Consider the following 15946-nt stretch of genomic DNA (forward strand, 5'->3'; position numbering starts at 1 on the left):
GCGAATGTTCTTCTCGCGACCAATCGGTTATTTTGGCCTAAAAATCCATGCATCTCTTAAGGTTCCAGACTGGCCGCCGACTAAAGTGCGCCAAGGACCGAATGACAGCCGATTTAGAGAGGCCATGGCAATAACCGAACCATCCACCGAGGCGGCCATGACGCAAGAAGCCCCCCGATTCACGCTCAGAGATTGCACGCTGATTGCCATTGCCACCGGCAAACGCGCGCGCACGCTGACAGAATTCCGCGACCATATTATCCAGCTCAGTCCGGATAGCCTGTATTATCATTTCTGGGGCAACCTGCTCCAGGCCCGCTTCGAGGAGCGGGAATACAACAATGATTTCGCCGCCTGGGTCCATCACAGCCTGCACGATGCAAAACTGGCGGAGCAACTGGCGGTCGTCGATCCGAGCCAATACGCCGACATGTCGGAAATACGCCAGCAGTTGCTGGAGTATATCGAGGTACGCCTCGAGGAAAGCGAATATCTGCACTGGGTGATCGCCAGCCAGCCGTTTGAATTCATCCGTTCGCAGATTGTCGTTTTTAACGCGCACGCCGATATCGCCAATCCCCGCGAGATGGCCAAGCTCATGCCCAAGCTATCGGTCAGCAGTGTTTTTTATCATTTTATCGATGCCCGACGCCGCAGCCCGGAAAGGATCGACGATTTTCATGCCTGGCTGAACGGCTATGGCGAAACCTATCAAACCCTGATTGAACTCTTGTCGAATATTGATCCTTATTTCGGTTCCTTGACGGAACTTCGCCAGCAATTGGTTGACGTTTTTCAGGATTATTTTGACTATTCCATGGGAGCGACGGAATGACCAATATGTTGGATGCTTATGCCGCCATTGCCGGCGCCGATGTCATTCGTCACTTGCGGCAACTGGCCGAGCCCTTGCAGGGTAAAACGGTCGTGCATGTGAACTCCACGCGTCAGGGCGGCGGCGTCGCCGAGATTCTGGAGAAACTGGTGCCGCTGACCCGCGACCTGGGCCTCAATGCCCATTGGGAAGTCATTACCGGCGATAGCGACTTTTTCCAATGCACGAAAAGCATGCACAATGCCCTGCAGGGCAATCGGCTGACCATTCCCGGCACCTTGCTGGACCATTATCAGGACGTGAACGCACAGAACGCTCAGCAATTGTGCCCTATGCTGGAGGAGGCCGACTTTGTCATCATCCATGACCCGCAACCGGCCGCGCTGTTGAAATACTGCGCCAATCGCAAGGGTAAATGGATCTGGCGCTGCCATATCGACGCCAGCCGCCCGCATCGCGGAACCTGGCGCTTTCTTGAGCGGTTCGTGCGCGATTACGATGCCAGCATCTTCTCGCTGCCGCAATTCGCCCAGGCGCTGCCGCACCCCGAATACATCATTTCCCCCAGCATTGATCCCCTGAGCGACAAGAACATCGATTTGCCCCTGGCCGAACTGGATGCGGTGCGCGCGCGCTTCGACATTGATCCCGACCTGCCGCTGATCGCCCAGATCTCGCGCTTTGATCATTTCAAGGATCCTGTCGGCGTCATCGAAGCCTATAAGCTCGCCCGGCGCTTTATTCCCAAACTGCAGCTGATACTGGCCGGCGGCGGCGCAACCGACGATCCCGAAGCCGAGGCGGTGCTCTCCGATGTGTACGCCGCGGCGGAGAATGAACCGAACATCAAAGTCCTGGTCTTGCCGCCCGATGCGCATCGGACCATCAATGCCCTGCAGCGCATCACCGATATCGTCATCCAGAAGTCCACCAAGGAAGGCTTCGGACTGACGGTGACCGAAGCCATGTGGAAAGGCAAGCCGGTCATAGGCGGCGATACCGGCGGCATTCGCCTGCAGGTCGTCAATTTTCATACCGGTTTTCTGGTTAACACGCCGGAAGGGGCGGCGCTGCGCATCCGCTATTTGTTTAACCAACCGAAAAAAACTCAGGAAATGGGAGTCACGGTGAAAAATTTTGTGCGCGAAAATTTTCTGCTGACCCGCCAGTTGCGCGAACATCTGACGCTGATGTATGCGCTACAGAACGGCGCAACCAATCGCATCGAGCTGGGCTGATGGCTGTCACCCGTCGCCATTTGATGCCTTTCGGCGCCCAGCTCATGGACGATGGCCGCGTGCGTTTTCGCCTGTGGGCGCCGGGAGCCGATACTGTCGAGCTTAGCCTGCGGGGATTGGAGCCTGAAGAGCATCTGTTGATGACGCCGGAAGACGACGGCTGGTTCGGCATTATCACCGGCTTCGGCAGCAGTGCCTATTACTATCAGTATCGTATTAACGGCACCGATTATGTCCCTGATCCGGCCTCGCGCTATCAACCGGAAACCGTGCATGGCGCCAGCCAGATTATCGATCCCGGCGATTGGGAGTGGCAGGACCAGGATTGGCGTGGGCGCCCCTGGGAAGATGTCGTTCTGTACGAACTGCATATCGGCACGTTCACGCCCGAAGGCACCTTTGCCGCTGCCCGGCAGCGGCTCGATCACTTGGCCGATCTGGGCGTCACGGCCCTGCAGCTCATGCCGATCGCCGATTTTCCCGGCAACCGCAACTGGGGTTATGACGGCGTACTGCCTTTCGCCCCAGCCAGAGCTTACGGCACGCCGGACGATCTGAAGGAATTCATACAGACGGCTCATGCCAAGGGCCTGATGGTTTTTCTGGATCTGGTTTACAACCATTTCGGCCCGGAAGGCAATTACCTGAATCTGTATGCGCCGGCATTTTTCACCGATCGCCACCAGACGCCCTGGGGCAGCGCGATCAATTTTGACGATGCCGGCAGCACTTGGGTGCGCAGCTTCTTTGTCCATAATGCCCTGTACTGGCTGGAAGAGTATCATGTCGACGGGCTGCGGTTTGATTCCGTGCATGCCATTTTCGATGATTCCGATGCCTCGCGTCCGCCGTTTTTTGAATATCTGGCCCAGGAAGTGCGGCATGCGCATGGTTATGACCGTCACATTCACCTGGTTTTGGAAAACGACAATAACGCCGCTCATTATCTAAGGCCGAACCCGGCGAAGTCCCATAACAGTCATTACAACGCCCAGTGGAATGACGATATCCATCATGTGCTGCATCTATTGCTGACCGGTGAAACCGCCGGTTATTATCAGGATTACGCCAGGCATGCCATCAACTACCTGGGCCGCTGCCTGACTGAAGGCTTTGCCTATCAGGGCGAAGTCTCCGCCTATCGGGACGGCAAGCCGCGCGGCGAACCCAGCGCTGACTTGCCGCCTACGGCTTTTGTGGCTTTTTTACAGAACCATGACCAGATCGGCAACCGCGCTTTCGCCGAACGCCTTTCGACCCTGTGCTCCCAAGAAGCGCTGCGCGCGGCAACGGCCATGATTCTGCTGGCTCCATCCGTACCCTTGCTGTTCATGGGGCAGGAATGGGGCGCCTCCACGCCCTTCCCTTACTTCGTCGATTTCTCTGAAGATCTGAGCGAAAAAGTCGCGCAAGGTCGGCTCCGGGAGTTTTCCCGCTTTCCTGAGTTTAACGGTTCGCGCAACATACCGTTGCCCCACCATATCAATACCTTTTTATCGGCAAAGCTGGACTGGCAGGAACGCGACCAGCCGATCCATCGGCAATGGCTCAATTACCACCGGCAACTGCTGAACTTGCGCCAACAGTACATTCAGCCCCGGCTTTCGGGCCTGTCCGGCGGACAATCCGGCTATCGGTTGTTAGGTGAACGGGCGTTGGCGGCGAACTGGCGGTTAGCCGATCATTCGCAACTTGAGCTGATTGCCAATTTGGACGACGAACCGATAGCGATCGACAGTTCCAGCGCCGGCGAAGTCATTTTTACAACCGATAACGCGATCGCCGACCTACGGCAACCCGCGATGCTTCCGCCCTGGTCTGTGCTTTGGCTGCTGACTGAAAGTTGATCGGTCATGGCATATGAGGCAAACATCAAGACCATTCCCGACGCCACTTATCGACTGCAATTCAACAGCCGCTTTACTTTCGCTCAGGCCACCGGACTGGTGCCTTATTTATCTAGTCTGGGCATCAGCCATTGCTATGCGTCACCCTATCTGAAGGCTCGTCCGGGCAGCACACACGGCTATGATATCGTCGATCATGACTCACTGAATCCGGAAATCGGCTCGGAAGCCGATTATGAAAACCTGGTGGCGGAATTGCGCCGGCACCGGATGGGCCTGATTGCCGATATCGTGCCCAACCACATGGGCATCATGGGCAGCGACAACGGTTGGTGGCTGGACGTGCTTGAAAACGGTCCGGCTTCCAGTTATGCCGATTTTTTTGATATTGACTGGCATCCCGTCAAGAAGCCGCTGCAAAACAAGCTGCTGATTCCGGTGTTGGGCGATCATTACGGCAACATGCTGGAACAGCGCGGACTGACGCTGAATTTCGATGCCGAAGCCGGAGAGTTCAGCATCTATTACCATCAGCACCGCTTTCCGATCGATCCCCAGACTTACCCGCTGATCCTGAATGCCCAGCATTCGCAATTGCTCGACCGGTTCGATGCCAGCGATCCCTTGCTGCTGGAATATCAAACGCTGGACAGCAGTTTCGGCAAACTGCCCGAGCGAACAATGGCAACGCCGGCGCAACGGGATGACCGTAACCGCGACAAGGAGGTATTTAAACGGCAGCTGGCACGTCTTTGCAGCGACAATACGTCCATAAAACAATTTATTGACAGCTGCGTAGCAAAAATCAATGACTCCGCCGACAAGCTGCATATATTGCTGGAGCATCAAGCTTATCGGCTGGCCTACTGGCGGGTAGCCGGCGATGAAATCAATTACCGGCGTTTTTTCGATATCAATGAACTGGCCGGCCTGCGGGTCGAACAAGAACAGGTGTTCGAAGCCTCGCACCGCTTTATTCTGTCGTTGATTGAACAGAACAAAATACAAGGCTTGCGTCTCGATCATGCCGATGGCCTGTACGATCCGGTCGGTTATAATCAACGCCTGTGCGAACGCATCGCGGCTATTTCCCATAGCTATGCCGACGGCAATACGCCGCCTATTTATATCGTCGCCGAGAAAATCGTCGCCAATTACGAATACCTGTCCAATGACTGGCCGATACACGGTACGACCGGTTATGAGTTTGCCAATATCGTGAACGGCGTGTTCGTCGATGCCGAGGCGGAAGACGCCTTTACCGTCATTTACAACCGGTTCAGCGGCCAGGAGAGTGACTTTGAAGAACTCGTCTACCAGGCCAAAAAACAGGTCATGACCACGTCCATGGCCGCCGAATGGAATGTGCTGGCCAATCGCTTGAGCCAAATCGCCGAGTCCCACTCAAAAACCCGCGACTATACGCTCAATGCCCTGCGCGATGCGCTGCTCGAAGTGAGCGCCTGTTTTCCGGTTTATCGCACCTACATCAATAGCCCCGAGGTCCGAAAGGAAGACGTGCAATATATCGAATGGGCAATCGCCCAGGCCAGGCGCCGCAGCCATGCCGCCGACAAAAGCGTGTTCGATTTCATACATCGGGTGTTGCTGATCCAGCCCCATTCGCCCGACGCCGAAGGCGATCTGATCGGGTTCGTGAAAAAATTCCAGCAATACACGGCGCCGGTCATGGCAAAAGGCCATGAAGATACCGCGCTGTACCAATACAACCGGCTGATCACGTTAAACGAGGTTGGCGGCGACCCGCGCCGATTCGGCTATTCCGTCAACGCCTTTCATTTTTTCAATCAGGAACGCGTCAAGAAGTGGCCGCATGCCATGCTGAACCTGTCCACGCACGACAGTAAGCACGGTGCCGATGTCCGGGCCCGAATCAATGTCCTGACTGAGCTTCCGGAACAGTGGCAGCAAGCAGTATTTCACTGGCACCGGCTGAACCATCTCAGGATAACCGGTTCAACCGTCATAAGCCGCAATGACGAATACCTGTTTTATCAGATCCTGCTTGGCACCTGGCCCCTGACGGCGCTAGATGAGGCCACGCTGGAGGTTTACCGCGAGCGAATCCGCGCTTATATGATCAAGGCTGTGCGCGAGGCCAAGCAATACAGTTCATGGTTTAATCCCGACCAGGAGTATGAGCAGGCGGTCAGCGACTTTATTAACCATTGTCTTGACCGGAAAGCCAATCACGTGTTTCTTTCCGATTTCGCCGCCTTTGAGACACAGCTTCGAAAAGCCGGCCTCCATAATGCGCTTGCTCAAACCTTGCTGGAACTGACTTCGCCGGGCGTGCCGGATATTTATCAGGGCAATGAAACCTGGCAATTCTCGCTGGTCGACCCCGACAACCGTCGACCTGTCGATTTCGACAGAATCCGGCAGTTACTGACCTCTATAGACGAGGCTGTCGCCAGTGATCGGCGGCAACTGCTGAAGTCGTTGATGAATACGCCGGAAGATGGCCGGATCAAACTGTTTTTGACCGCGCAAACCCTGCGCCTGCGCAGAAATATGGCCGCCCTGTTCGAAAACGGCGAATACCTGAAGCTGACTATCAGCGGGCCAAGGCTGGACAATCTGGTAGCGTTCGCGCGTTGTGATCCGGACCATTTCGCCGTGATTGTTGTGCCTAGACTCATGAAGCATCTGTTGGACGATGGATTCACTTGGTCTTGCACCCGGCTGGAATTGCCGTCCGACGCCCCCAGGTATTACCGTAACATTTTTACCGACGATAAGTTATCGGCGAATAAGGTCGATGATCATCTGGAATTGAATATTCGTGAGTTATTTGGCGCCTTTCCGGTGGCCTTGCTGGTATCGTCAACCGGTTCAGCAACACCGAATACGGTTGGAAATTAATCCCTTAATTTCCTTTATTTATTAATGCTGAAAGAATGCTGAAAAACGAGAGGCGAGCTGAGCAATGTGCGCTAACGAACAGAACCCGCTTGCTTTTATGCGTAGAGTCTGAAACTGATGAGAAAGATAGCTTACATATCAAAAACTAACCTGTTGAGGAGGAAATATGGATATTGAAGTTGGTGGTTTTCTTGGTTTTATCATACTCGTCCTGGATATTTGGGCCATTATAAAAGTCGTTCAAAGCGGTGCTTCAACCGGAATGAAAGTGTTATGGGTGGTTTTGATCCTGATGCTGCCGGTGGTCGGTTTGATCATTTGGTGGTTTGCGGGACCAAAAGGCGATTAACTGATTTGTCGATATGGAGATAGAAGCTGCCAGCCAGCGGGCGGGCTTTTAGCCTTGATGACGATCAGGACTAAAATCTCTCCCACTGGTATTATTTATTACCCTAATTCGAATGAAGTCACACCGAACACACGATGCAGCGACCGATCAGGCTGTTCGCCGCTGTACATCCGGGCCGTTTCGAACACCACATTCATACCATGACGCTCCGCCAGTGACACGGCGGCCGGATTGACTTCCGGGATATCCAGATAAACCGGCTCATCCGGCCTGGCTTCGGATTTTAGCGCTCTGAAAAGCGATTGCGCCAATTCCGGACTATCGGCAAAAAGAGGACCGATCTTGTAGCCTGAGCGGCATTTTCGCATGACGCCGTAACCTGTCAGCCGCCCATCCTGCAAAATGCCCAGAGCCGCACAATCAGGCTGGTTTATCCAGGACTTGAGAAATGTTGACCGGTTTGTTGGGAAAAACGGGCGGTCATAAGATTCAATCTGTGCAAACGGCAGCGTTGACAGTTTTATGATTCCGTCATGTTCATCAAGCTCGCCACCCCCTGTCCCCTGGTAACGTATATTGCGATAAGCCACTTTGAAGCCCCATTTTTTATAGTTTTCCTGCCGGGCCACGACGCCGTCCAGCCCGATGTTGCACCCTGTCAGACGGTCTATCCCCGCTTTCCATATTTGCAGGCCGTAGCCTTTACCGCGACAGGCGGGCTTTACAATGAACAAACCGAGGAAGCCGAACGAATCGTCGTATTTGACCGCCGATATGGCGGCAACGGGTTCATTGCCGAGGCAGCCGATAAGGAACCCGTCCGGATCGGCCGTACGATAACAATCGGCGTCATGAAGCCCAGGATTCCAACCCTCTTCCGCTGCCCAGTCAATCATTATGCTCACTTCAGCGGGTGATGCCGTTTTGATGGTGTAGTTTTTGTCAGTCATTGGAGTAGCCCGTTAACATGTGGTCTATTAATAGCTCAATATGTCTATGATATAATAAACTTATTAAAAATATAGCTGCCTGGCTTAAGTGTTTGTCAGCCGGCCAACGTTAGTTCCACCATCGGCACTTCCCACTGCTCGACCTTGCATCGGGATCGATAGCCTTCCTCGCCGTCATCCCGGTAGCGTCGGATCATGGCCAGTACCGTGGCGGACTCGATGGCATCCAGCCTGTCCCGCCACTGCGCAGCGGCTTTCCGCGACAGCGCCGCCACAATAATTCCGTTAATTTTCAGAAACACTTTTTCGCCATTGGTTTCAATGACCAGCCGGCTGCCGAAACGAAGCGCGGACAAGTGATCATGAATCGGATGACCCGGCATGAAACCACCCGCATAGCCGATATCGATGTCCTGCATGCCCAGAATCGCATAGCGCCGCATAACGGTGTGCGGCATCGGCTGGTCCGCCGCTTCAGCGTTGCGCCGCAGCAGAAAATCGCCGTTTAGCGCAGCCAGAAACGGGTTGCGCTGGTCTTCGCGCCGCATCAGGCACAGGGTTTCCCGCGCCCGCGTCATGCCTACATATAAAAGCCGCCGTTGTTCTTCAAGCCTGTTCGGGCTCCAGCCTCCGTCCAGGATCAGCACATGCGGGAATTCCATGCCTTTGGCCGAGTGGATCGTGCTCAGGAACACGCCCCTGCCCAGCCGCCTGTCCTGGCGCTGGGCGGCCAGCGTTTCGTAGAGAAACTCCAGGGTCTGCCGGTTTGGGACTTCGCCATCGGCGGTTTCGCATTGCCAGTCCGCCAGTATTTGCAGGAGCAGTTCCTGCCATGGATTGCGGCTGTCCGCCTCCGGTTGTTGCCGCAGAAAATCCAGCCAATACGAAGCCTTGTCCAGTTTCGTCGCGCGCTGTTTCAGCGCATCCAGCAGCCGCGCGGCTTCCCTGACTCTGAACGGCGGCGGCTGTTTGTTGCGATCCAGCATCAGGCTGACCGGAATGTCATGATCTTCCAGCAGCGCCCTGACCGGACTCAGCAATTCCCATTGACTGGCCAGCACCGCGCAATGCGACCAGTCCAGCCGCGCATCCAGCTGGCGCAGGCGCAACAGTTCCGCAACCGCCGCCATCGCCTGATGCGCTTCGTCATCGGCCGTGATGACCTGCACCCTGCCCCGCGCCAGCGTATCGAGCATTTGCCAGCGCCCGCCCGGGTCCAGGGTTTTGCGCCCCTGATTGATGCGAATCGGCCGGTCCGTTTTCATGCGGTCGCGATTGTGTGCGATCAATTGATTGGACGCGGCGATGATATGGGCGCTGGAGCGGTAGTTTTCGACCAGGAAATGCTCCCTGGCCTGATAGTCCTGCTGAAACCGGCGGATGAATCCAACGTTGGCGCCGCGGAACTGGTAGATATTCTGGTCGTCGTCGCCGACCGCCATGATGGTCAGCTTGCTGTCGTCGTCGAGGCTGCGTCCGGCGATGGCCGAGACCAGGCGGTACTGGTCCTCGTCGATGTCCTGATACTCGTCCACCAGAATGAAGCGGTAACCGTTCAACAGGCGCTCGCGCGTTTCATCGGCCTCGATGCCGAGCAGTTGCCGGTTGCCGCTCAGCAGATCGACGGCCTCCTTCAGCAGCGCATCGAACTGTGTAGTCACGGCCTCGGCATCATGGCTTGACGTGCTCATCGCGTGTCCGGTCAGGCGCAGGCACAGGCCGTGATAGGTCTGCACGGTCACGCCGCGCGCATCGTCGCCGACCAGATCGGCCAGCCGCCGCCTCAGTTCGGTCACGGCATTGCGGTTGAAGCACAGCACCAGAATGCTGGCCGGCGGCACGCGCTTGACCCGCAGCAGGTAAGCGCAGCGGTGCACGATGACGCGCGTCTTGCCCGAGCCCGGCCCCGCCAGGATCAGCGTGTTGTCGTCTTCATGCCCGGCCACCAGGGCGATCTGGCCCGGGTTTTGCAGATCGCCGACGATGCGCTGAAAGGACTGCTGGCTGGTGGCTCGTTCCAGCACGTCCTTGCGGTCGGCGAAATAACGTTTCACGAATTCGCTTTTGTCCATCGAGAAATAGGCCACGACAAAGGCCAGCGCCTGGCCGATTTTATCCAGCGCCTGGCGCGCGTATTCGTTGATGACATGCACCTGGAATACGCGCTCGCTGTAATGCTGCGACAACGGTTCGTAATCGCCCTTGCTGTAGCGGCGGCCCTTGGCTTCCGGCAGCACCTGAATGGTCATGGCCTGCCGGAATACGGCCAGCCCTTTCTGCAGCGTGATGACGCGCTGTTCATGCAGGAAATTCAGGGCCCGCTCGACGGCCGCCAGCGGGTCGCGGACCTGCGACAAGGCCAACATATCGGCCTGCAGGCCGGCCAGCAGATCCTCGGCGGCGAATTCGACCAGCAAATCGGCCGATCCCGGCGTGCCGGCGGGGATGCGCGCGATGATGCTGTCCAGAACGACCTTGGCGATGGCCTGCCGTTTCTCGGCCGTGGCGATCAGCGCCGGCCAGCCCCGGTTCAGCTTGACGGCGTATTGATCGATGCCGCGATAGCGGAAAATCAGGCTGCCCTTGTTGCCGGCCAGCCCCAGGCCGTCCCGGGACAGGCTGCTCAGCAGGCTGCGCAGCACTTCGGGATTGCTGGCCTCATGGCCGGCATCGAGCAGGCGCTGGTTGACATGGCGCAGCGACAGCACCTGCCAGTCGTCGGTTCCGGCATCGGGCGCCTCTTCCTGCAGCAACGCCAGCATGGCCCGCTCCAGGCTGCAAATCTTGTCCAGCATCGCTGTCGAGGCATTGGCGACCTTGTAGCGGACATAAGCCGTCAGCAGCAGGCTTTTCCTGATCAGTCCCGCTTCGGCCATGTCATGCAGGGTGCGGATGACGCGCTGGCCGGCCGTCTCGTTGCGCCGGCCCTGCTCGCGGTCGGCGGCATCCTCGGCGAATTCGCCCAACTCGGCCAGGCTGTCGGCGCTGAAACCTTCATCACTTTCGGCATTCATCAGCGCTTCCAGGATAGCCAGCCAGCGTTGCCGCTGGCGTTTCGACAGGCCGAGCGCGGCGATTTTCTGCTCCGCTTCGGCCAGGTTTTTGACCTGTGGCCGGCCCTGAAAAACCTGCGTGCGGTTCTCGTTGCGTTCGATGAAGCCGGCCCGCTCCAGCCAGGAAACGGCGGTCAGCACCTTGGTGTCGGCATTGTGATCGTCGCTGTCGAAGGAAAGGTCGACATTGTCGTCGCGCAGCAATTCGCCGGTCGTGATCACTACGTTGCCCTGCTTGTCCTTCCTGGTTTTTCTCAAACCGCCCAAAATCCGGGCGATGTCTTTCTGACTCAGCTGGGACATGGCCGACATCTTGAACTGGGTATCGATATCCTGCTCGTCGAACAGCAAAATGCACTCGGCCTCCTGCTGATCGCGCCCTGCCCGCCCGGCTTCCTGCAGGTAATTTTCCAGCGATCCCGGAATATCGGCATGAATGACCAGTCGCACGTTTTCCTTGTCGATGCCCATGCCGAAGGCGTTGGTGGCCGTAATCACGCGCGTCGTGCCGCTGATGAAATTTTCCTGGATGTGCTTTTTCTCGGCCGCGTCCTTGCCGGCGTGAAAGGCCTCGGCCTGCCAGCCCTGCTGCACCAGATAGTCGGCAACCGCTTCGGTATTTTTGCGCTTGGCGCAGTAAACGATGGCAGCGCCCTGATCGTCGGACAGCCGTTCCGATAACAACTGGTTGATGCGCGGGTATTTGTCGGCCTGATTGACCGTCTGCACTTCAAAATGCAGGTTGTTTCGTTCCACGCCGCCCTCGAAAACGATTAGCTCCTGTCCCAGATTGGCGCGGAAGTAATTGATGATCTCGTCCTTGACATCCTGCTTGGCGGTCGCGGTGAAGCATTGCACGGGCGGCAGCGGCGTCTTCTGTTTTTGCGAGAACTCCTTGATGAAGCGCGCGGCGTACAGGTAATCAGGCCGGAAATCATGGCCCCATTTGGACAGGCAATGCGCTTCGTCGAACACCCAGCAGCCGATCTCGCGGTGACTGATCGCCTGCTGGAAACTCGTATTGCGCAATTGTTCCGGCGAGACATAAAGCACGGCGATATCGCCCATCTGTATGGCTTTCAGCACCTCGCCGCGCTCCGGCGCCGTCAGCATGCCGTACAGCGCAGCCGTATTGGGCGCGCCGGTCTTGCTGCGCAGGTTGTCGACCTGGTCTTTCATCAAGGCCTGCAGCGGCGAAATGACGATGGTCAAAACGCCGCGGCGCTGGTAACGCACCAGCGCCGGCAGCTGATAACACAGCGATTTGCCGCCGCCGGTCGGCAGCACGGCAAAAACTGGATTGTCGGCCATGGCCGACTGCACGATCGCCTGCTGCAGGCTGCCGCCGTCCGTCGCAGCCGGTTCACGCCGGAACGCGGAAAAGCCGAAAAAGCGCTGCAGCTGGGCGACCGGATCATGGGTTTGCCGGCAATGCTCGCAGTCCGGCTTGTCGCAGGGAATGTCTCTCAGCTGGCCCAGCGCCGGCGCCACATCGTGAAACCGTTGCCGGACCCACGGCGGCAGCACCGAATTTCCGCCGGCAACCCGCAGCCAGGCCAGGCAATACGCCAGCGCGGGGCGCAGTTTCGGGTCGGGCAGGTACGACAGGATGACCTTATTGAACGCGGTCCGGCAGACCTTGCCTTGGGTCAGATCCCTGAACACATCGAAAGCCGCGGGCGCGCCGATGTGTCCGGCGCCCATCGCAGCCAGAGCCTGTTGCAAGCCGGCGAACTGCGCATCGCCGGCAAAGGCGTAATGATAAAAGGACAGCAGGCCGCCATGCTGTTCCTGCAACGCCTGCCACTGGTCCTGAAACAGCGAAAGCGCCAGCCGCGCATCAGCGAGCGGGTCGTTCAGGCTGTCGCGCACCAGCTTGTAGTTCTTGACCAGCCGGTGGTAAGGATTTTCAGGGAACGCGAGCGGCGACAGGAACAAGGTATCGACGACGGGCTTGTTTAACAGCCTCAAACCGGAATGGACGGTCCGGCACACCGGCAGGTCGTGATCGAGCAGGTTGTGGCCCAGCAGATACTCGGCGTCGTCGGCGAATTCGTCCAGTTCGGCCAGCACCCGGCGGCTGTCGAACGGCGCTTTGCGATGAAAAACCTTGTCCCTGAAAACGGCGCCGACGGCGAAGATGGCGCCGTTTCTGTCGGTTTCCAGATCCAGGCTGCAGCAGCGGTTTTGAAATGCGTGCCACTCCATTGAAACCCTCATCCGGTAAAGAAGGCTGTAGTCTAGCAATTGCAAATCAATGTTTACAAGGCGGACAACGCCTTCTGCGGGCAAGCCACAGCCCATAAATGATGCCGTTAAGTATCAGGACGGCTATGCCGAACGCGATTTGTATCTGGTGCGTCAGACCGCTGGGATAAATCACCGGCATGATGTAATGGTCGATGAAGTCGCCGGCATAAGTATCGCCATCGGCGGCGGCACGAAGCCTGTTTTCGAGCGGCGTCAGCGGACAGATGCCGCCGCTGAGTTCGATGAATGCCCCCCATGCGGCAGCCGGCAGGTGCAGCCAGGCGATCCACGGCCATCTGAAAACGAACAGGCCGCCGAATACGACAAATACAATGAAGGCGAAGTGCAGCAATACGACCAGATCGGCGGCTAATTGGTTTGACATGGATCTTTTTTAATGGAATGTCTTTAAGGGCTCGGAGTCCTGACGGAATCATCCCGTTCCGCAAAAATCCCTTATTGACGTTAAAATGTCCCTTCCTCTGTTCACCATGGCAAGTTTTTATGAAAACCATTTTAATAACGGGCAGCAATTCGGATATCGGCATAGCCGTTGCGAAAGCCTTGTCTGAACAGCCATTGCAATTGGCGCTGCAGTATTATTCCAATCATGCCAAAGCCAGTGAACTTCAAGCCTGGCTGGATGCAAAAAATGTCCGAAGCCGCCTGTTTCAATGCGATCTGACAAAGCCCGAACAGGCCGAGTCGCTGATTGCCCAAACCCTGTCGGAATTCGGGTCGATTGACGTTCTGATCAATGTCGTCGGCCCCTTTGTCTATAAAAACGTGCTGGAGGTCACGCCGCAGGAATGGTTCGATGATATCAATCTGAATCTGCACACCTGCTTTTATGCCTGCCATTACGCGCTGGATGAACTGCGCCGCAATCAAGGGCAGATCATCAACTTCGCTTTTTCCGGCGTGGAAAACATCAAAGCCTGGCCCATGTCGGCCGGCTACTGCGCCGCCAAAACCGGTGTCGCCGCCTTGACCAAAAGCCTGGCCGTCGCGCTGGCTCCGCACAAGGTCCGCGTTAATGCGATCTGTCCCGGACTGGTCGAAGAGGGCCATATCAGCGCGGAGGAACGTCAACAGATGGCGAGCCAAATCCCTTACGGCCGCCCCGTACATCCTGACGAAATCGGCAAGACCGCTGCCTGGCTGGTGTGGAACAGCCCGGAATCCATGAGCGGTTCACTGATCACGGTTGCAGGCGCCTGGGAGTATTGATTCAAATGCTCAGGTTTGCCGGCATCGATGCCGGCAAACCTGAGCCGCATACGGGCTTCTAGACTTTTGCCTCAAGCACCAGATTGGTCGGCGTCGTCGCAGCGCGCCTCACCTGGCTGAAGCCGCCGGCATTGAGCACTTCGGTGAGTCTTTTTTGACCGGCCTGGGCGCCTAAGCCAAGGCCGACCTCCTGAGACTTGGACGCGGGCACGCATACCATCGTTGAAAACGAATAATAAATCTGCCCCAGAGGATGGAGGTTTTCTTCCAGACTGTCGCCGGCAAACGGCTCGACCAGCATGAATGATCCGCTCTCGGACAAGGTGCTTGCGATATGTTTGGCCGCGCCGACGGGGTCGCCCATGTCATGCAGCGCATCGAACATCGTAACAAGATCGTAGTCTTTCCCGGGATATTCCTTCGCCGTCACGACTTCGAAAATCGTATTGCCTGCGACGCCCGCGGCTCGAGCCCGTTCCCGCGCATGTTCGATCGACGGTTCGTGATAGTCGAAGCCATGAAAAGTCGAATTAGGGAACGCCTGCGCCATGAGGATGGTCGAGGAACCGTGCCCGCAGCCGATGTCGGCGACTCGGGCGCCGGCTTCCAGCTTTTCCCGGACGCCATCGAGCGCCGGCAGCCATGAATCGATCAGATTCATGGCATACATGGGCCGGAAGAAGCGCTCGGTACCGCAGAACAGGCAGGGACTATGATCGCTCCAGGGCAAGCCTTTGCCGGAGCGGAAAACTTCGGTCAGTTTGGGTTCGTCGACATAAGCCGACATGACCGCCTGGAAGAAGCCTTGCATGCAGGCCGGATGACCCTCGGCGGCAAAAATGACGGCCTGCTCGGGCGACAAGGAAAATCTGCCGGCAGCGGCATCGTAATTCACATACCCGGCTGCCGCATTGGCGGAAAGCCATTCCCTGAGATAACGTTCATCCATGCCGGTGCTGTCGGACAGCTCCTGGCTGGTTGCGGGGCTGATTTCGGCCAAAGCGCTGTACAGGTCCAGTTTGTCGCCGATATAAGCTATCAGCAAGCCCAATGACCCGGCCACATCGCCGATCACTTTACCCTGCAACTGTTCCAGTTTGCTTTCATCGATATCTGTTGAGCGTATCGCCATCTTTCGTGCCTTGTGTTTATTAATGGAGTTGAGGTGGCCATGGATGCAGGTAAAGTGATAGGTGGCTGACTAAAAACGTGTTTATCACGGAACCCCGCCTATGACCGCCGATGATTGTATCATTGGACTGTGCTGGCGGATAGGCGATCAGATCCATCTACCGTTTGCCAGGCAAC

General features: G+C 56.9%; 10 protein-coding genes. 6 read left to right on the forward strand and 4 right to left on the reverse strand.

The window, feature by feature from the left end; translation table 11 throughout:
• The first annotated feature begins 124 nt into the window (after positions 1–124).
• From METMA_RS0121080 to METMA_RS0121100, 5 genes are all read left to right on the forward strand, one after another.
• The gene (locus tag METMA_RS0121080; RefSeq protein ID WP_020161100.1) at positions 125–835 is read left to right on the forward strand and encodes a DUF5752 family protein; all 711 of its coding nucleotides are present in this window, start codon (positions 125–127) and stop codon (positions 833–835) included.
• Positions 832–2073, forward strand: a complete 1242-nt coding sequence (locus tag METMA_RS0121085; protein ID WP_020161101.1) for a glycosyltransferase — start codon at positions 832–834, stop codon at positions 2071–2073. Before METMA_RS0121080 ends, METMA_RS0121085 begins: the two co-directional genes overlap by 4 nt.
• A complete protein-coding gene (treZ, locus tag METMA_RS0121090; protein WP_020161102.1) occupies positions 2073–3920 on the forward strand; it encodes a malto-oligosyltrehalose trehalohydrolase in 1848 nt (615 codons plus the stop codon). The genes METMA_RS0121085 and treZ overlap by 1 nt, the downstream gene beginning before the upstream one ends.
• Positions 3921–3926: 6 nt before the next feature.
• Positions 3927–6806, forward strand: coding sequence for a malto-oligosyltrehalose synthase (gene treY, locus METMA_RS0121095; RefSeq protein WP_020161103.1), 2880 nt, complete (start codon positions 3927–3929; stop codon positions 6804–6806).
• Positions 6807–6972: 166 nt separating this feature from the next.
• Entirely contained in the window at positions 6973–7155 is a 183-nt protein-coding gene (locus METMA_RS0121100) for a PLDc N-terminal domain-containing protein (protein WP_020161104.1), read from the forward strand.
• 98 nt (positions 7156–7253) lie between these two features.
• On the opposite strand, the gene METMA_RS0121105 is transcribed toward METMA_RS0121100, so the two are convergent.
• From METMA_RS0121105 to METMA_RS0121115, 3 genes are all read right to left on the reverse strand, one after another.
• Positions 7254–8051 carry a GNAT family N-acetyltransferase gene (locus tag METMA_RS0121105; protein ID WP_232216403.1) on the reverse strand — a complete coding sequence of 266 codons (798 nt, stop codon included), beginning with the start codon at positions 8049–8051 and terminating at the stop codon, positions 7254–7256.
• Between the two features lie 149 nt (positions 8052–8200).
• Positions 8201–13366, reverse strand: a complete 5166-nt coding sequence (locus METMA_RS0121110; protein WP_020161106.1) for a RecQ family ATP-dependent DNA helicase — start codon at positions 13364–13366, stop codon at positions 8201–8203.
• Between the two features lie 46 nt (positions 13367–13412).
• A complete protein-coding gene (locus tag METMA_RS0121115; RefSeq protein ID WP_020161107.1) occupies positions 13413–13793 on the reverse strand; it encodes a DUF2784 domain-containing protein in 381 nt (126 codons plus the stop codon).
• Between the two features lie 119 nt (positions 13794–13912).
• Between METMA_RS0121115 and METMA_RS0121120 the strand changes: the two genes are divergently transcribed.
• Complete coding sequence (locus METMA_RS0121120) at positions 13913–14638, forward strand: SDR family NAD(P)-dependent oxidoreductase (RefSeq protein WP_020161108.1); 726 nt, start codon at positions 13913–13915, stop codon at positions 14636–14638.
• A 58-nt stretch (positions 14639–14696) separates the two neighbouring features.
• Here the strand turns inward: METMA_RS0121120 and METMA_RS0121125 are convergent, their stop codons facing one another.
• Entirely contained in the window at positions 14697–15770 is a 1074-nt protein-coding gene (locus tag METMA_RS0121125; protein ID WP_020161109.1) for a class I SAM-dependent methyltransferase, read from the reverse strand.
• Positions 15771–15946 lie beyond the last annotated feature (176 nt).

Source organism: Methylobacter marinus A45 (genome assembly GCF_000383855.1).
GTDB lineage: Bacteria > Pseudomonadota > Gammaproteobacteria > Methylococcales > Methylomonadaceae > Methylobacter > Methylobacter marinus.